General features: G+C 54.2%; 17 protein-coding genes. 15 read left to right on the forward strand and 2 right to left on the reverse strand.

Translation table 11 applies throughout. The features are described from left to right. Nucleotide 1: 1 nt before the first annotated feature. Genes mepA through AC0LWE_RS11885 form a run of 4 tightly spaced genes read left to right on the forward strand, consistent with a single transcriptional unit; the run spans nucleotide 2 to nucleotide 2,472 of the window. Nucleotides 2-826, forward strand: coding sequence for a penicillin-insensitive murein endopeptidase (mepA, locus tag AC0LWE_RS11870; protein ID WP_202667437.1), 825 nt, complete (start codon nucleotides 2-4; stop codon nucleotides 824-826). After that, nucleotides 826-1,635, forward strand: a complete 810-nt coding sequence (locus AC0LWE_RS11875) for a sulfite exporter TauE/SafE family protein (protein ID WP_059179355.1) — start codon at nucleotides 826-828, stop codon at nucleotides 1,633-1,635. The genes mepA and AC0LWE_RS11875 overlap by 1 nt, the downstream gene beginning before the upstream one ends. Continuing rightward, nucleotides 1,635-2,180 (forward strand): elongation factor P hydroxylase, encoded by a 546-nt coding sequence (locus AC0LWE_RS11880; protein WP_131489076.1) that lies wholly within the window; start codon nucleotides 1,635-1,637, stop codon nucleotides 2,178-2,180. The genes AC0LWE_RS11875 and AC0LWE_RS11880 overlap by 1 nt, the downstream gene beginning before the upstream one ends. Before the next feature lie 13 nt (nucleotides 2,181-2,193). Continuing rightward, nucleotides 2,194-2,472: a YfcL family protein gene (locus tag AC0LWE_RS11885; RefSeq protein ID WP_131489078.1), complete on the forward strand. Its 279-nt coding sequence runs from the start codon at nucleotides 2,194-2,196 to the stop codon at nucleotides 2,470-2,472. Between the two features lie 51 nt (nucleotides 2,473-2,523). Here AC0LWE_RS11885 and mnmC read toward each other — a convergent pair whose 3' ends face one another. Beyond that, nucleotides 2,524-4,524 (reverse strand): bifunctional tRNA (5-methylaminomethyl-2-thiouridine)(34)-methyltransferase MnmC2/FAD-dependent 5-carboxymethylaminomethyl-2-thiouridine(34) oxidoreductase MnmC1, encoded by a 2,001-nt coding sequence (mnmC, locus tag AC0LWE_RS11890; protein ID WP_219347524.1) that lies wholly within the window; start codon nucleotides 4,522-4,524, stop codon nucleotides 2,524-2,526. A 157-nt stretch (nucleotides 4,525-4,681) separates the two neighbouring features. Between mnmC and fabB the strand changes: the two genes are divergently transcribed. Further along, nucleotides 4,682-5,899: a beta-ketoacyl-ACP synthase I gene (gene fabB, locus AC0LWE_RS11895; protein WP_059179351.1), complete on the forward strand. Its 1,218-nt coding sequence runs from the start codon at nucleotides 4,682-4,684 to the stop codon at nucleotides 5,897-5,899. 145 nt (nucleotides 5,900-6,044) lie between these two features. Here fabB and flk read toward each other — a convergent pair whose 3' ends face one another. Next, nucleotides 6,045-7,049 (reverse strand): flagella biosynthesis regulator Flk, encoded by a 1,005-nt coding sequence (gene flk / locus AC0LWE_RS11900; RefSeq protein ID WP_202667439.1) that lies wholly within the window; start codon nucleotides 7,047-7,049, stop codon nucleotides 6,045-6,047. Between the two features lie 118 nt (nucleotides 7,050-7,167). Between flk and pdxB the strand changes: the two genes are divergently transcribed. The 10 genes from pdxB to AC0LWE_RS11950 all read left to right on the forward strand — a co-directional run bounded on the left by pdxB (nucleotide 7,168) and on the right by AC0LWE_RS11950 (nucleotide 17,020). After that, on the forward strand, nucleotides 7,168-8,304 hold the full coding sequence (pdxB, locus tag AC0LWE_RS11905; RefSeq protein WP_219347525.1) for a 4-phosphoerythronate dehydrogenase PdxB: 1,137 nt from the start codon (nucleotides 7,168-7,170) through the stop codon (nucleotides 8,302-8,304). 67 nt (nucleotides 8,305-8,371) lie between these two features. Beyond that, the gene (locus AC0LWE_RS11910; protein WP_059179348.1) at nucleotides 8,372-9,385 is read left to right on the forward strand and encodes an aspartate-semialdehyde dehydrogenase; all 1,014 of its coding nucleotides are present in this window, start codon (nucleotides 8,372-8,374) and stop codon (nucleotides 9,383-9,385) included. After that, a complete protein-coding gene (gene truA / locus AC0LWE_RS11915) occupies nucleotides 9,385-10,197 on the forward strand; it encodes a tRNA pseudouridine(38-40) synthase TruA (RefSeq protein ID WP_059179347.1) in 813 nt (270 codons plus the stop codon). The genes AC0LWE_RS11910 and truA overlap by 1 nt, the downstream gene beginning before the upstream one ends. A 27-nt stretch (nucleotides 10,198-10,224) precedes the next feature. Continuing rightward, entirely contained in the window at nucleotides 10,225-10,884 is a 660-nt protein-coding gene (locus tag AC0LWE_RS11920; protein WP_059179346.1) for a DedA family protein, read from the forward strand. 154 nt (nucleotides 10,885-11,038) lie between these two features. After that, on the forward strand, nucleotides 11,039-11,944 hold the full coding sequence (gene accD, locus AC0LWE_RS11925; protein ID WP_059179500.1) for an acetyl-CoA carboxylase, carboxyltransferase subunit beta: 906 nt from the start codon (nucleotides 11,039-11,041) through the stop codon (nucleotides 11,942-11,944). 69 nt (nucleotides 11,945-12,013) lie between these two features. Further along, complete coding sequence (gene folC, locus AC0LWE_RS11930) at nucleotides 12,014-13,282, forward strand: bifunctional tetrahydrofolate synthase/dihydrofolate synthase (protein ID WP_131489090.1); 1,269 nt, start codon at nucleotides 12,014-12,016, stop codon at nucleotides 13,280-13,282. Then, a complete protein-coding gene (dedD, locus tag AC0LWE_RS11935; RefSeq protein WP_174343125.1) occupies nucleotides 13,272-13,973 on the forward strand; it encodes a cell division protein DedD in 702 nt (233 codons plus the stop codon). Before folC ends, dedD begins: the two co-directional genes overlap by 11 nt. Nucleotides 13,974-14,226: 253 nt before the next feature. After that, entirely contained in the window at nucleotides 14,227-14,715 is a 489-nt protein-coding gene (cvpA, locus tag AC0LWE_RS11940) for a colicin V production protein (protein ID WP_015959860.1), read from the forward strand. Between the two features lie 129 nt (nucleotides 14,716-14,844). Next, nucleotides 14,845-16,362, forward strand: coding sequence for an amidophosphoribosyltransferase (purF, locus tag AC0LWE_RS11945; protein ID WP_059179343.1), 1,518 nt, complete (start codon nucleotides 14,845-14,847; stop codon nucleotides 16,360-16,362). A gap of 88 nt (nucleotides 16,363-16,450) precedes the next feature. Then, nucleotides 16,451-17,020 (forward strand): UbiX family flavin prenyltransferase, encoded by a 570-nt coding sequence (locus AC0LWE_RS11950; protein WP_059179342.1) that lies wholly within the window; start codon nucleotides 16,451-16,453, stop codon nucleotides 17,018-17,020. The last annotated feature ends 5 nt before the right edge of the window (nucleotides 17,021-17,025 follow it).

Consider the following 17,025-nt stretch of genomic DNA (forward strand, 5'->3'; position numbering starts at 1 on the left):
CATGAAAAAAACCGCAATTGCTCTGCTGGCACTGCTTGCCAGTGGAGCCAGTCTGGCAGCCACTCCGTGGCAAAAAATCACCCATCCGGTGGCGGGCAGCGCGCAGTCGATCGGCGCGTTTTCCAACGGATGTATAGTAGGTGCGCAGGAATTGCCGTTGCAGTCCGACACCTATCAGGTGATGCGAACCGATCAGCGCCGTTACTTTGGTCATCCTGATCTGGTGACTTTTATCCAGCGTCTGGGGAATCGGGTTCACAATCTGGGGTTGGGGACGATGCTGATTGGCGATATGGGTATGCCCGCGGGCGGTCGCTTTAATGGCGGACACGCCAGCCACCAGTCGGGACTTGATGTCGATATTTTCCTGCAATTGCCAAAAACACGCTGGAGTTCAGCACAGTTGCTTAAACCTCAGGCGCTGGATTTGGTCGCGCGTGACGGCAAAAATGTTGTGCCGTCACTGTGGACGCCCGATGTGTTCAGTTTGATTAAAGTGGCCGCAAAAGATAACGATGTGACGCGTATTTTCGTCAATCCGGCAATCAAACAGCAGCTCTGTCTGGATGCCGGAACGGATCGCGACTGGTTAAGCAAAGTTCGTCCGTGGTTCCAGCATCGCGCGCACATGCATGTCCGCTTACGTTGCCCGGCGAACAGCCTTGAGTGCGAAGACCAGCCATTACCTCCGCCTGGCGACGGCTGTGGCGCTGAACTACAAAGTTGGTTTGAACCTGCCAAACCTGGAACCACTCAGCCTGAGAAGAAGACACCGCCTCCGCTGCCGCCTTCCTGCCAGGCGCTACTGGATGAGCATGTACTGTAATGGATAACTTCGTCGATCTTTTCATGGTGTCACCGCTGTTGCTGGCGGTGCTTTTTTTTGTCGCCATGCTGGCCGGTTTTATTGATGCGCTGGCGGGGGGCGGGGGATTATTAACGGTTCCCGCGCTATTGGCCGTGGGCATGAGCCCTGCGCAGGCGCTGGCAACCAATAAACTCCAGGCCTGTGGCGGCTCTCTTTCGGCCTCAATTTATTTTATTCGTCGCAAAGTCGTTAGCCTTGCCGATCAGAAGCTCAATATTTTGATGACGTTTATCGGCTCAACGTCAGGCGCGCTGCTGGTTCAGCACGTCCAGTCCGATATTCTGCGCCAAATTTTACCGATTCTGGTTATCTGTATTGGTCTCTATTTTTTGCTGATGCCAAAGCTTGGCGAAGAAGACCGACAGCGTCGTTTGCACGGTTTGCCGTTCGCCCTGATTGCTGGCGGTTGCGTCGGTTTTTACGACGGATTTTTTGGTCCTGGCGCGGGTTCGTTCTATGCGCTGGCGTTTGTTACGCTTGCTGGTTTTAATCTCGCCAAATCCACCGCGCATGCCAAAGTGCTGAATGCGACCTCTAATCTCGGCGGCCTGCTGCTGTTTATTATCGGTGGCAAAGTTATCTGGGCAACCGGTTTTGTGATGATGGTGGGGCAGTTTTTAGGCGCGCGCGTGGGCTCTCGTCTGGTATTAAGCAAAGGGCAGAAACTCATTCGTCCCATGATTGTTATTGTTTCGGCGGTGATGAGCGCCAAACTTCTTTATGACAGCCACGGACAGGAGATCCTCCACTGGTTGGGGATGAACTAATGAACAGTACACATAATTATGAACAGCTGATTGAAATTTTTGACGGCTGTTTCGCTGATGATTTTAATACCCGTCTGATTAAAGGCGACGACGAACCGATCTATCTTCCTGCTGATGCCGACGTGCCGTACAACCGGATTGTGTTTGCGCACGGCTTTTATGCCAGCGGGTTGCATGAAATTTCCCACTGGTGTATTGCCGGGAAAGCGCGTCGCGAGCTGGTAGACTTTGGTTATTGGTACTGCCCGGACGGGCGCGATGCGGCGACGCAGGGGCAGTTTGAAGATGTGGAAGTCAAACCCCAGGCGTTCGACTGGCTGTTCTGCGTGGCGGCAGGTTTTCCGTTTAACGTCAGCTGTGACAATCTCGAAGGCGATTGTGAGCCAGATAGAATTACCTTCCAGCGCCGCGTTCATGCGCAGGTGATGGAATATCTTGAGAAAGGCATCCCGGAACGTCCAGCGCGTTTCATCAAAGCATTGCAGGATTACTACCACACGCCGGAATTAAAGGCGGAACACTTCCCATGGCCGGAAGATATTTAACTGAGGAAAGAAGATGATCGCAGAATTTGAATCACGCATTCTGGCGCTAATTGATGGCATGGTAGAGCACGCCAGTGACGATGAACTGTTTGCCAGCGGTTATCTGCGTGGTCACCTGACGCTTGCCGTAGCGGAGCTGGAAGCGGGCGACGATCACTCGCCTGAAGCCGTTCACGCTGCCGTGGGGCGTGGTCTTGAAAAAGCCATTCAGGCAGGCGAGCTTTCTCCACGCGACCAGTCTTTGGTACTGGATATGTGGGATAATCTGTTTGAACAGGCAAAGTTGCAGTAAATTTTCTGCCCTTGTGAGAACCCTCTTCCAGAAGAGGGTTCAGACCACGTCTTATTTCACCGCTTTCCCTTTCAGCAATTTCCGCACCCACAAACGATTCGGACTCAGACCCGCAAGCGTCGTACTGTCCATCGGAATCGGCTCTTCGCTCATCTGTGATGCCAGGATTTCTGCCAGCAGCGGGGCGGTACACAGCCCGCGCGATCCCAGCGCACCCAGCATAAAGAGGCCTGGATATACCGGCGCAGTGACTACGGTTTCGTTGTGCTCAGCAAGATCCTGATATTGCGTCAGCGTCGATTCGTAATCCGGCACGTTCCCGACCATCGGCAAGTGATCCCGCGTCGCACACCGCACGCCGCAGCGGGCATCTGAATCAGAGACATCCACCTCTTTTGCCCATTCGGCGTTCGGGAAACAATCCACTAAACGCTGGCGATTTTGCTGCTGATCGGCTTCGCTGTACTCCATTTCTGTCTGGCCGCGATGATAGCTGGCGCCTATGCAATGATGGCCATTTGCTGGGTTTTGCGGTGTTAAATAGCCGTCATAACAGAGCACCTGACGGAGTTTTTCGAGCTGTTGAGTCGTGGGAATATGACTGACCTGACCGCCAACCGGATAAACGGGTAACTTTTCTGTTTGCGAAAAATCGCCAATGCGATGGCCGTTAGCCAGCACAACGCTTGAGTGCCGGGCATCAGCGTCATTGTTAAACCGTAACTGCCAGTCACCTTCCTGATGATTTAGGGATTCCAGTTGATAACCGTAATGCACGTCCAGGCCGCGAGACTGCGCCAGACTTATCACCGCAGCCGTCAGTTCCGCCGGGCATAACCACCCGCCTTCAGGGTAGTGAATGCCACCGCAGCCGGTTGGCACACCGGTGTTTTCCAGAACCTGCTGCGCATCCACGGCTGTTGCGATTTGTTCCGGTAAACCCAGTGACAGCATCTGGTCTATTTTTTGTTGGCTTTTTTCATCCCAGCCGAGCTGCGTCACGCCGCACCAGTCGTGCGCATAGGTAACGGGAAGAGCGTCATACAGGCGACGGGCGAAGGTGAAGGCTGCCGGGAAAAACTGGCTGATCGCCGGGTCGTGAGCACTCAGAAGCGGATACAACGCGCCCTGACGGTTGCCGGAGGCGCCATTTGCCGGTGAGTTGTCGGCACAGTAGAGCGTCACCCGCCAGCCGCGCTGAAGTAATGCAAAGGCGAGCAGGGCACTGGCGATGCCGCCGCCAATAATCGCCGTTTCACGTTTTTCAATGCCGCTGCGGGTAAACCAGGGCGCGCGCGGGCTTGGGGCATTGTCCTGCGCCATGACGCCCGTGAGCATTTCGCGTTTGCGGCCAAAACCTTTGCATTTTTGCATGGTAAAACCGGCGTCCTGCAAGCCACGACGAACAAATCCGGCGCAGGTAAATGTTGCCAGGGTTGCACCGGGGCGAGCCAGGCGCGCCATTGCAGCGAATAACTGCTCGCTCCACATATCCGGATTTTTGGACGGAGCAAACCCATCAAGAAACCAGGCGTCGACCTGTTGATTGAGTGAGTCGTCGAGTTGGTCGGTCAGTTCATTGATATCGCCGAACCATAAATCGAGCGTGACTCTGCCTTCATCCAGTAACAGGCGGTGACATCCGCCGATCGGCAACGGCCACTGCGTCTGTAGCTGTTCTGCCCACTGAGCCAGTTCTGGCCAATGCTGATGCGCCAGTTTGAGATCGTGACCGGTGAGGGGATATTTCTCAAAACTGATGAAATGTAATCTTTGTAGCGTAGCTTCGGGATGGTCAGCACGGAACTGCTCAAACGCCTGCCAAAGGGTGAGGAAGTTTAAACCGGTGCCAAAACCGCTCTCCGCCACGACAAATTGGCTGCGGTTATGGAGGGGAAAGCGCGCGTTGAGGTGGTTTCCATCCAGAAAAACATAACGGGTCTCTTCCAGCCCGTTATCATTAGAGAAATAGACATCGTCGAAATCTCGGGAAACAGGTGTACCCTCAGCGTTGAACTCAAGGTTAGCGGGTTGTACGACGTTTTGTTTCACGTAAGTTACTCGTCTGACAGGCAGTGGCATGATCTTAACGATGTGAGCCCGCTGGTGCAAATTTCCACAGAAATTGGCTGATCGGACTTGTTCAGCGTACAAGTGTACGCTATTGTGCCAGTCGAAACTTTAATAGTGCGACTTATAGAGGTATTGAATGAAACGTGCAGTGATTACTGGCTTGGGCATTGTTTCCAGCATCGGTAACAACCAGCAGGAAGTCCTGGCATCTCTGCGTGAAGGACGCTCTGGGATCACTTTCTCTGAAGAGTTTAAAGATTCAGGTATGCGTAGCCACGTATGGGGTAACGTCAAACTGGACACCACCGGTTTGATTGACCGTAAAGTGGTTCGTTTCATGAACGATGCCTCTATTTATGCTTATCTCTCCATGCAGGAAGCAATTGCTGATGCTGGTCTGAGCGAAGAAGTTTATCAGAGCAACCCACGCGTGGGCCTGATTGCAGGCTCCGGCGGATCTTCAAAAGCGCAGGTATTCGGTGCTGACGCTATGCGTAGCCCGCGTGGCCTGAAAGCAGTGGGTCCGTATGTTGTGACCAAAGCGATGGGTTCAGCGGTTTCCGCGTGCCTCGCGACGCCGTTCAAAATTCACGGCGTAAACTACTCCATCAGCTCTGCCTGTGCGACTTCAGCACACTGCATCGGTAACGCGGTTGAACAAATTCAGCTGGGTAAACAGGACATCGTCTTTGCCGGCGGCGGCGAAGAGCTGGGCTGGGAAATGGCCTGTGAGTTTGATGCGATGGGCGCACTGTCCACCAAATATAACGAAACGCCAGAAAAAGCGTCCCGTACCTATGATGCACACCGTGACGGTTTCGTTATCGCGGGCGGCGGCGGTATGGTTGTCGTTGAAGAGCTGGAACATGCGCTGGCACGTGGCGCGCACATTTATGCAGAAATCGTGGGCTACGGCGCAACGTCCGATGGCGCAGATATGGTCGCTCCATCCGGTGAAGGCGCAGTGCGCTGCATGAAGATGGCGATGCAAGGTCTGGACACCCCGATCGATTACCTGAACTCCCACGGGACGTCTACGCCAGTAGGCGACGTGAAAGAGCTGGGTGCCATCTGTGAAGTGTTCGGCGACAACAGCCCGGCCATTTCCGCCACCAAAGCGATGACCGGTCACTCTCTGGGCGCTGCTGGCGTTCAGGAAGCCATTTACTCACTGCTGATGTTGGAACATGGCTTTATCGCACCAAGCATCAACGTTGAAGAACTGGACGAGAAGGCTGCGGGTCTGAACATCGTGACCAAGCCAACTGAGCAAACGCTGACGACCGTTATGTCTAACAGCTTCGGCTTCGGCGGGACGAACGCCACGCTGGTTATGCGTAAACTGAAAGCGTAAGTTTTCCGTATCACGTTAAACATCACGTAAAAAGGGAGCCAGATGGCTCCCTTTTTGTATATGTATTTGGGTGTTATGCCGCTCGGCACAGATGCCACTTAGCACGTTTTCAACGAATTTTTCGCACCTGCACGAGCATTTGCGCTTAAATCACAATCCACACGATCGCCAGCGCAATCATCAGGGCAATGAACATCAGCCCTGGGCGCGCGGACATTGATTTGAGTGTTTCCACCACGGGCGCAAACAGCGGGCTGTAAATTGGCTGGATATTACGGGCTTCTGGCACACCCGATTCGCGCTCAGCGCGGCGGACAAAAATCTGGTTGAGGAGATCCTGCACCTGCGCGGTCGTCAGTACCGCCTGCGGCGTCACCTGCCAGTTTTGTTGCGCGTAATCACGTATCGCTTCAAATTCCCGTGGCTCAAGCGGCTGTTTTAGCGCAGCCTGTAGGGTGTGCAGCGTTGGCGCGCTTTGCGTGCTCAACGTCTGACGCGCCTGAAGCCAGGTCACCAAATGGGTAAACTGTTTGGCTGGGATTAATTCGCCATCCTTTACGCCAGAAAGTTCCAGCATGGATTGCCAGATGAGCTTCGTGGGTTCTCCGGTCGCAGCGGCGAGTTTAGTCACCATCTGCTTGAGCGTGTTGTGCTCGGCGGGCAAGAGCGAGCGTTCTGTCGCCGGGCGCGTTTGCGGCTGCGGAATCGACATTTCATTATTTTGCAGCAGCGTCAGCACGGTTTTTAGCTGATCCGGCGTCAGTTGACTCAGCGCCGTCTGGCCAAATTGCTGGCGGATAAAATCACTCACCGCCTGGCGATTGTTACCCTGACCTAACAGCTCGGTGAGCTGCGAGATTGTCTGGCGCGTTGTGTGATTTTGTTGCGCGGTGTTCAGACGCGTATTCAGGTTTTGTTCCGCCGCTGGAAAGTGACGCGACAACAACGGCGCATCGTTTTTCAGTCCGAGCTCGTGTTTGACCCCAGCCCATACTTCCGCACTCTGTTGCGAAGTGAGGGCAACAAGACGGACGATCAGACGCTCCAGCACGGTGCGCTGCAGCGTAGAAAGCGGTTGTTCACCAGCGGCGGAGGGAACTCCCGGGCCATCACCTGGAGGGCGCGGCGGCGTACCTGAAATGGGCTGCATCGTCATAAATCCTTAAAGTCGTTACTCACCGTAATCCAGGCTACCTGTACGTGTATGCCTGGGGGCGAGATTATGGCACACTTGCCCGGTTAACTTCCTCTCAAACAGGTACTCAGACGTGAAAATCCTCGTTGACGAAAATATGCCTTACGCTCAGGCGCTATTCAGCCGCCTGGGCGACGTCAAAGCTGTTCCTGGTCGTCCTATTCCCGTTGCTGAACTCGACGATGCGGATGCCCTGATGGTGCGCTCCGTGACCAAAGTGAATGAGACGCTGCTGGCCGGAAAAGGCATCAAGTTTGTGGGTACCGCAACGGCGGGTACCGACCATGTGGATGATGCCTGGCTCGCCAAAGCCGGTATTGGATTTTCGGCAGCGCCTGGCTGTAACGCGATTGCGGTTGTGGAATACGTTTTCTCATCGTTATTGATGCTGGGTGAGCGTGATGGCTTTGCGCTTCAGGACCGCACCGTGGGCATTGTCGGTGTCGGTAACGTGGGCGGCCGTCTGCAAAAACGTCTCGAGGCATTGGGGATTCGCACGCTGCTGTGCGATCCGCCGCGCGCCGATCGCGGTGATGAAGGCCATTTTGTCACCCTTGATGAACTGGTCGAGCAGGCGGATGTGATCACCTTCCATACGCCGCTGTTTAAAGACGGCCCATACAAAACGTTCCATCTGGCCGATGAGACGCTGATTCGTCGCCTTAAGCCTGGCGCTATTCTGATAAATGCCTGCCGTGGCCCGGTTGTGGATAATGCAGCATTGCTGAAATGTCTGGAAGAGGGGCAAAATCTCAGCGTTGTGCTGGATGTCTGGGAGCCAGAACCGGATCTCAACGTGGCGCTGCTGAATCGCGTTGACGTGGCAACCGCACACATCGCGGGCTACACGCTGGAAGGGAAAGCACGCGGCACAACGCAGGTCTTTGAGGCCTATAGCGCGTTTATTGGCAATCCACAGCAGGTGGCGCTGGATACGCTGCTGCCCGCGCCGGAATTTGGCCGTATTACGCTCCATGGCCCACTCGACGCGTCTTCGCTAAAAAGGCTGGTGCATTTAGTGTATGATGTGCGCCGCGATGACGCGCTGTTGCGAAAAGTAGCAGGAATTCCGGGTGAGTTTGACAAGCTGCGCAAGCACTATCTTGAGCGCCGCGAATGGTCTTCTTTGTATGTGATTTGTGACGATGCCGATGCGGCAGCGTTATTGAATAACTTAGGTTTTAACGCCGTACATAACCCGGCGCGTTAATGTCTTCTTAATGCTCCCTGCCGGATAATCTGGCGGGGACGCTAATTCATTTCTGGAGTACACCACCATGTCTGAAGGCTGGAATATTGCCGTACTGGGTGCCACTGGCGCTGTGGGCGAAGCCCTGCTCGAAACACTTGCGGAGCGTCAATTCCCGGTGGGAGAAATTTTTGCACTGGCGCGCGCAGAAAGCGCGGGCGAAGGGCTGCGCTATGAAGGAAAAACGGTGCGCGTTCAGGATGTCGCACAGTTTGACTGGTCGCAGGCCCAACTGGCGTTCTTTGCCGCGGGCGCTGAGGCATCAGCCGCTTACGCCGACGAAGCCGCCAACGCAGGTTGTTTAGTTATCGATTTGAGCGGCCATTTTGCGCTTGAGCCTGACGTCCCATTGGTCGTGCCGGACGTTAACCCGTTTGTGCTGGCAGATTACCGTAATCGCAATATTATCGCCGTACCGGATAGCCTGACCAGCCAGCTTCTGACGGCGCTTAAACCGTTGATCGACGATGGCGGTTTATCGCGTATTTCAGTGACCAACCTGCTTTCTGTCTCCGCGCGCGGGAAAAAAGCCGTCGACGCGCTGGCAGGGCAGAGCGCGAAACTCCTGAACGGTATCCCGGTTGACGAAGATGATTTCTTTGGTCGTCAACTGGCGTTCAACATGATGCCAATTCTGCCGGATCGCGAAGGTAGCGTGCGCGAAGAACGCCGTATCGTCGAAGAGACGCGGAAAGTGATGCAGGACGAAGGCCTGATGGTTTCCGTCAGTTGCGTACAGTCCCCCGTATTTTACGGTCATGCGCAGATGGTGAGCTTTGAAGCGCTGCGCCCACTGGCCGCCGATGAAGCCCGCGAAGCGTTTGAACGCTGCGATGATATCTCCCTGAGCGATGAAACGGATTTCCCGACCCAGGTGGGGGATGCCACCGGCAGCGCGCATCTTTCCGTCGCCTGCGTGCGTAATAACTACGGTGTGCCAGGTGAAGTACAGTTCTGGTCGGTTGCCGATAACGTCCGTTTTGGTGGCGCGCTAATGGCCGTCAAAATCGCCGAGAAACTGGTGCAGGAGTATCTGTACTGATGTCAGAAGTGGAACTCAAGCCGGTTCATAGAATTGCCCTTGGAATTGAGTACGATGGCAGTAAATACTATGGCTGGCAGCGTCAAAATGAAGTGCGCAGTGTTCAGGAAAAACTGGAAAAAGCGCTCTCTCAGGTGGCGAATCATCCGATCGCTGTCTATTGCGCGGGTCGTACTGATGCAGGCGTGCACGGTACCGGCCAGGTTGTGCATTTTGAAACCACGTCGGTGCGTAAAGACGCTGCATGGACGCTAGGCGTAAATGCGAATTTACCTGGTGACATCGCTGTGCGCTGGGTGAAAGATGTGCCGGATGATTTTCACGCGCGTTTCAGCGCCACGGCGCGTCGCTATCGCTACATCATCTACAATCAGCGCCTTCGCCCGGCGATACTTGGGCAAGGTGTGACGCACTTTTACGCGCCGCTGGATGCGGAACGTATGCAGCGCGCTGCGCAATCGCTGATTGGTGAAAATGACTTTACCTCGTTTCGCGCGGTGCAGTGCCAGTCGCGCACGCCGTGGCGAAACGTGATGCACATAAACGTCAGCCGTTATGGCGCGTATGTGGTGGTGGATATCAAAGCAAATGCCTTTGTACATCATATGGTGCGGAATATTGTTGGCAGCCTGATGGAAGTGGGCGCCGGACACCAGCCGGAGAGCTGGATTGCAGAACTGCTGGCAGCGAAGGACAGAACGCTTGCAGCAGCAACGGCAAAAGCGGAAGGTTTGTATCTGGTTTCAGTTGATTATCCAGAACGTTTTGACCTTCCAAAACCGCCAATGGGCCCGCTGTTTTTAGCGGACTAACGCAGTTGCAATTAAGGCTTAACCAATATGGACGTAATACATTTTATTATCGATTTCATCCTGCATATTGATGTGCATTTGGCGGAGCTGGTCGCGCAATACGGCGTCTGGGTGTATGCCATTCTGTTCCTGATTTTGTTCTGTGAAACCGGCCTGGTCGTGACACCGTTTTTGCCGGGGGATTCCCTGCTGTTCGTCGCGGGTGCGCTTTCAGCGCTTCCGACCAACGATCTGAATGTGCACCTGATGGTGATGCTCATGATTGTTGCGGCGATTGTTGGCGATGCGGTGAATTACACTATTGGACGGCTGTTTGGTGAAAAACTGTTCAGCAATCCAGACTCAAAGATCTTCCGTCGCAGTTATTTAGACAAAACGCACGCGTTCTATGCACGTCACGGGGGGAAGACCATTATCCTGGCGCGTTTTGTGCCAATCGTTAGAACGTTTGCGCCGTTTGTTGCGGGAATGGGGCACATGTCCTATCGTCATTTTGCGGCGTATAACGTCATCGGCGCGCTGCTGTGGGTTCTGCTGTTTACCTATGCAGGCTACATCTTTGGCGATCTGCCGATCGTGCAGGAAAATCTTAAGTTATTGATTGTTGCTATCATTGTGCTCTCGGTTCTGCCGGGTGTGGTCGAAATCATTCGACACAAACGAGCAGCAGCAAAGCAAGCGAAGTAAGTACGCATTTGCGGTTCGACCACTTTTTTATCCAAAGTTTCGGGCTGTTATGTTTTAATGTGCAACATTCATGGTCTGTTTGTGGCAAAAATGGCATTATGCGCCGCTTACAGCAAAACTGGCATACGACCAGGTTCAGGCAGAAAGGTTATCAATGAGCTGGATTGAACGAATTAAAAGCAACATAGCCCCAACCCGTAAGGCGAGTATTCCTGAAGGGGTGTGGACCAAGTGTGATAGCTGCGGCCAGGTTCTGTACCGCGCTGAGCTGGAACGCAATCTTGAGGTTTGCCCGAAGTGTGACCATCACATGCGTATGTCGGCGCGCAATCGCCTGCATAGCTTGCTGGATGAAGGCTCGATGGTAGAGCTGGGCAGTGAACTTGAGCCGAAAGATCTGCTGAAGTTCCGTGACTCCAAGAAATACAAAGATCGCATCGCTTCTGCGCAAAAAGAGACCGGCGAGAAAGATGCGCTGGTGGTGATGAAAGGCACTCTGCACGAGATGCCGGTTGTCGCTGCAGCCTTTGAGTTCTCCTTTATGGGTGGCTCGATGGGTTCTGTCGTGGGCGCGCGTTTCATCCGCGCCGTTGAGCAGGCACTGGAAGACAACTGTCCTCTGATCTGCTTCTCCGCCTCGGGTGGCGCACGTATGCAGGAAGCGCTGATGTCCCTGATGCAGATGGCGAAAACCTCTGCGGCACTGGGCAAAATGCAGGAACGTGGTCTGCCGTATATCTCCGTACTGACTGACCCGACCATGGGCGGCGTGTCGGCGAGCTTCGCCATGCTTGGCGATCTGAACATCGCTGAACCGAAAGCCCTGATTGGCTTTGCGGGGCCGCGTGTTATCGAGCAAACCGTGCGTGAGAAATTGCCGCCTGGCTTCCAGCGCAGCGAATTCCTCATCCAAAAAGGCGCCATCGATATGATCGTTCGCCGTCCGGAAATGCGCCTGAAACTGGCAAGTATCCTGGCGAAGCTGATGAATCTGCCCGCGCCGAGCCCGGATGAACCACGCGAAAGCGTCGTTGTACCGGATCAGGAACCCGAAGCCTGATAACTCGAAAGGGCAGGGCCAAACGGCGCTGCCCTTTTGCTTTCTCACCGTAACTGAAAAGTGCGTATCATGGAAAACAACAGCATTCCCCAAGCCACGTCACCCCTGGTCACGTGGCTTTCTTATCTGGAAAACCTGCACAGTAAAACCATCGATATGGGGCTTGAGCGCGTCAGCCAGGTAGCGGCTCGCCTTAATGTGTTGAAACCCGCGCCGTTCGTTTTCACCGTCGCCGGCACCAACGGCAAGGGCACCACCTGCCGTACGCTGGAGTCAATGCTGATGGCGGCAGGGTATAAGGTCGGCGTGTACAGCTCTCCGCACCTGGTACGCTACACAGAGCGCGTTCGCATTCAAAATACCGAGCTGCCAGAGTCTGCGCATACCGCCTCTTTTGCCGAAATCGAAGCGGCGCGTGGTGAGATTTCATTATCTTATTTCGAGTACGGCACGCTCTCGGCGCTGTGGCTCTTTAAGCAGGCGAAGCTGGACGTAGTGATCCTGGAAGTCGGTCTCGGCGGGCGTCTTGATGCCACCAATATGGTTGATGCCGATGTTTCGGTGGTCACCAGCATCGCACTGGATCATATCGACTGGCTGGGACCGGACCGCGAAAGTATTGGTCGTGAGAAAGCGGGCATTTTCCGGGCGAATAAACCGGCTGTCGTAGGCGAGCCTGATATGCCGCATACCATTGCCGATGTGGCGCAGGAAAAGGGCTCTGTCCTGCTGCGTCTGGGCGTAGACTGGCAGTATGACGTGACGGAAAACGACTGGCGCTTTAGTGATGCGCAGGGTGTGCTTGAGCATCTTCCGCTCCCGCATGTTCCTCAGCCCAATGCCGCCACCGCGCTCGCAGCGATACGCGCAAGCGGTTTGAACGTCAGCGAGCAGGCAATCCGCGACGGCATCCAAAACGCCATGCTTCCGGGACGTTTCCAGATAGTGAGTGAATCGCCGCGTTTGATTCTGGACGTTGCGCACAACCCACACGCTGCTGGCTATCTCGCAGAACGCCTGAAATCATTGCCAAAAAACGGGCGCGTTCTGGCGGTTATCGGTATGCTTCATGATAAAGATATTGGCGGCACGCTGGCCTGCATGGAGAGTGTTGTCGATTGCTGGTATTGTGCTCCACTGGAAGGGCCACGCGGTGCGACTGCTGAACAGCTGATGGAACATATTAGCGCAGGAACCGCCTTTGATAGCGTGGCACAGGCGTGGCATGCGGCGATGGCTGATGCTAAACCTGAAGATACCGTGCTGGTATGTGGGTCATTCCATACCGTTGCACATGTCATGGAAGTGATGGACGCGGGGAGAACCAGTGGCGAGTAAGTTTCAGAACCGTTTAACAGGAACCATTGTGTTGGTGGCGCTGGGAGTGATTATTCTTCCTGGCCTGTTGGATGGGCAAAAAAAACATTATCAGGATGAATTTGCGGCAATCCCACTGGTGCCAAAACCAGGCGATCGTGATGAACCTGACATGTTACCTGCGGCAACGCAGGCGCTGCCGGCACAGCCGCCTGAAGGTGCCGCGGAAGAAGTGCGCGCCGGAGACGCGGCTGCGCCATCGCTGGATGGCACTCGCTTAACCGGCAACGGCAGTAACGAGCTGGATCCTGTCGCAGAGCCGGTGGTGCAACCGAAGCCTGTCGAGAAAGCAAAACCTGTCGAAAAACCTCAACCGAAACCGCAGCGAGATAAAGCCAGCGAGCAAATTGCTGCTGCGACGGAAGTGCCTCCGGAAAAACCGGCCCAGGAAGAAAAACCTGCACCAACCGGAAAAGCCTACGTTGTGCAGTTGGGCGCGTTAAAAAATGCCGATAAAGTCAATGAAGTCGTCGGTAAATTACGCGGTGCGGGATATCGTGTTTACACTTCACCTTCGACGCCAGTGCAGGGTAAAATTACCCGCATTCTCGTCGGCCCGGATGCCTCGAAAGATAAACTGAAAGGGTCGCTTGGCGAGCTGAAGCAGATTTCCGGTTTGAGCGGCGTGGTGATGAATTACAGTGCAAACTGATTGACCTTATCCCGGCCCTTTCTCTAAAAAGAGCGGGGGAAAACCGTCCCATTTTCCCTTTAAGGAGAGGGGGACGGTGAGAGGAGAAGGTCCAGGCATCCGTCCGAAGAGACGTAAGAAGCCCTCGGCGTTGAACATTTTTTCAGCGCCTTTTTTATTTACGCGGGGGAAGGAAATCCCTACGCAAACGTTTTCTTTTTCTGTTAGAATTCGCCCCGAACTGGATGACAGGGCGTTTAATCGTGGGACATATATGGTCTGGATTGATTACGCCATCATTGCGGTGATTGGTTTTTCCTGTCTGGTTAGCCTGATCCGTGGCTTTGTTCGTGAAGCGTTATCGCTGGTGACATGGGGTTGTGCTTTCTTTGTTGCCAGTCATTACTACACGTACCTGTCCGTTTGGTTCACGGGCTTTGAAGATGAACTGGTCCGAAATGGGATCGCCATCGCGGTGCTGTTTGTTGCGACTCTACTCGTCGGCGCTATCGTCAATTACGTGATAGGTCAGCTGGTCGAGAAAACCGGTCTGTCAGGAACAGACAGGGTGTTGGGGATCTGTTTTGGTGCGTTGCGAGGCGTATTGATTGTGGCCGCGATACTGTTCTTCCTTGATACCTTTACCGGGGTTTCAAAAGGTGAAGACTGGCAGAAATCGCAGTTGATACCACAGTTCAGCTTCATCATCAGATGGTTCTTTGACTATCTGCAAAGCTCGTCGAGTTTCTTGCCCAGGGTCTAACCCTGAGATGTGGCTTAGAGTTTGGTTTATTAGGGTACGTGTTCGCTCCAGTTGTTGGGCGCTGTCTGCACTCAAACTGCCTGCGACAATGACGCCTACTAAACCACGCTCTTAACGAGGAAAAGACGAATGTGCGGTATTGTCGGTATCGCCGGTTTCATGCCGGTAAACCAGTCTATCTATGACGCGTTATCGGTGCTTCAGCACCGTGGTCAGGATGCAGCGGGTATCATCACGATTGATGCAAACAACTGCTTCCGTTTACGCAAAGCGAATGGCCTGGTCAACGATGTGTTTGAAGCCCGCCATATGCAGCGCCTGCAAGGCAACATGGGTGTTGGTCACGTTCGTTATCCTACTGCTGGCAGTTCCAGCGCTTCTGAAGCTCAGCCTTTTTATGTGAACTCACCGTACGGTATTACGCTTGCCCACAATGGCAATCTGACCAATGCGCATGAGCTACGTAAAAAGCTCTTCGAAGAGAAACGTCGCCACATTAACACCACTTCTGATTCAGAAATCCTGCTCAATATCTTTGCCAGTGAGCTGGATAACTTCCGCCATTATCCGCTGGAAGCAGACAACATTTTTGCCGCGATTGCCGCGACAAATCGCCTGATTCGGGGCGCTTATGCCTGCGTCGCGATGATTATCGGCCACGGTATGGTGGCCTTCCGCGACCCGAACGGTATTCGTCCGCTGGTGCTGGGTAAACGCGATCTGGGTGATGGCCGAACCGAATACATGGTTGCCTCCGAGAGTGTGGCGTTAGACACGCTGGGCTTCGAATTCCTGCGCGACGTTGCGCCGGGTGAAGCGGTGTACGTTACCGAAAAAGGCCAGCTGTTTACCCGTCAGTGTGCGGAAAACCCGGTTAGCAATCCGTGCCTGTTTGAATACGTTTACTTCGCACGTCCAGACTCCTTCATTGATAAAATTTCCGTGTACAGCGCACGCGTTAACATGGGAACCAAACTCGGTGAAAAAATTGCCCGTGAGTGGGACGATCTGGATATCGACGTGGTCATTCCGATTCCCGAAACCTCCTGTGATATTGCGCTGGAAATGGCGCGCATTCTGGGTAAACCGTACCGCCAGGGCTTTGTGAAAAACCGCTACGTTGGCCGTACCTTTATCATGCCGGGTCAACAGCTGCGCCGTAAATCAGTGCGCCGTAAGCTGAACGCCAACCGCGCTGAGTTCCGTGATAAGAACGTTTTGCTGGTGGATGACTCCATCGTGCGTGGCACGACTTCTGAGCAGATCATTGAGATGGCGCGTGAAGCCGGTGCGAAGAAAGTCTACCTGGCCTCTGCCGCCCCTGAAATTCGCTTCCCGAATGTGTACGGTATCGATATGCCAACGGCGAACGAACTGATTGCGCACGGTCGTGAAGTCGACGAAATTCGTCAGATAATCGGTGCCGACGGTTTGATTTTCCAGGATCTGGATGACTTAATCGACGCGGTTCGTGCTGAGAACCCGGATATTCAGCAGTTTGAATGCTCCGTGTTTAACGGCATTTACGTGACTAAAGATGTTGATCAGCAATATCTTGATTATCTGGATTCGCTGCGCAATGACGACGTTAAAGCCGTTCAGATGCAAAACGATCTCGAAAGTTTAGAGATGCACAACGAAGGCTAATCCCTTCGCGAGTGAGGGCGCTGGCCCTCACTTGCAACTCCCCGCAAAATCCTGCAAAGTCTGCCCTGATACAAGAAAGGGCGAAATTATGAAACGACTCATCGTAGGGATCTCAGGTGCCAGTGGCGCAATTTATGGCGTACGCTTACTGCAAGTGCTGCGCGACGTGCCAGAGGTCGAAACCCATCTGGTGATGAGCCAGGCTGCGCGCCAGACGTTGACGCTCGAAACCGATTTTTCCCTGCGCGATGTTCAGGCTCTGGCAAACGTGGTGCACGATGCCCGCGATATCGCCGCCAGCATCTCTTCCGGCTCATATAAAACGGCTGGCATGGTTATCTTGCCGTGCTCAATCAAAACCCTTTCTGGGATTGTGAACAGCTATACTGACACGCTGGTGACGCGCGCGGCGGATGTGGTGCTTAAAGAGCGGCGTCCCCTGGTGCTCTGCGTGCGTGAAACCCCGTTGCATCTGGGGCATTTGCGTTTGATGACGCAGGCCGCCGAACTGGGTGCGGTGATTATGCCTCCCGTTCCGGCGTTTTATCATCGGCCTCAATCGCTGGATGATGTGATTAATCAGACCGTCAACCGCGTACTCGATCAGTTTGATATCGACCTGCCAGAAGATCTCTTTACCCGCTGGCAGGGCGCTTGATCCCT

The organism is Lelliottia sp. RD5 (assembly GCF_056032945.1).

Coding starts and splice junctions, on each gene's coding strand:
- flk (WP_202667439.1), bottom strand. CDS start 7,049: ATGCAGCCCATTTCAGGTACGCCGCCGCGCCCTCCAGGTGATGGCCCG.
- cvpA (WP_015959860.1), top strand. CDS start 14,227: ATGGTCTGGATTGATTACGCCATCATTGCGGTGATTGGTTTTTCCTGT.
- fabB (WP_059179351.1), top strand. CDS start 4,682: ATGAAACGTGCAGTGATTACTGGCTTGGGCATTGTTTCCAGCATCGGT.
- AC0LWE_RS11885 (WP_131489078.1), top strand. CDS start 2,194: ATGATCGCAGAATTTGAATCACGCATTCTGGCGCTAATTGATGGCATG.
- purF (WP_059179343.1), top strand. CDS start 14,845: ATGTGCGGTATTGTCGGTATCGCCGGTTTCATGCCGGTAAACCAGTCT.
- AC0LWE_RS11880 (WP_131489076.1), top strand. CDS start 1,635: ATGAACAGTACACATAATTATGAACAGCTGATTGAAATTTTTGACGGC.
- mepA (WP_202667437.1), top strand. CDS start 2: ATGAAAAAAACCGCAATTGCTCTGCTGGCACTGCTTGCCAGTGGAGCC.
- truA (WP_059179347.1), top strand. CDS start 9,385: ATGTCAGAAGTGGAACTCAAGCCGGTTCATAGAATTGCCCTTGGAATT.
- AC0LWE_RS11950 (WP_059179342.1), top strand. CDS start 16,451: ATGAAACGACTCATCGTAGGGATCTCAGGTGCCAGTGGCGCAATTTAT.
- folC (WP_131489090.1), top strand. CDS start 12,014: ATGGAAAACAACAGCATTCCCCAAGCCACGTCACCCCTGGTCACGTGG.
- accD (WP_059179500.1), top strand. CDS start 11,039: ATGAGCTGGATTGAACGAATTAAAAGCAACATAGCCCCAACCCGTAAG.
- AC0LWE_RS11920 (WP_059179346.1), top strand. CDS start 10,225: ATGGACGTAATACATTTTATTATCGATTTCATCCTGCATATTGATGTG.
- AC0LWE_RS11910 (WP_059179348.1), top strand. CDS start 8,372: ATGTCTGAAGGCTGGAATATTGCCGTACTGGGTGCCACTGGCGCTGTG.
- AC0LWE_RS11875 (WP_059179355.1), top strand. CDS start 826: ATGGATAACTTCGTCGATCTTTTCATGGTGTCACCGCTGTTGCTGGCG.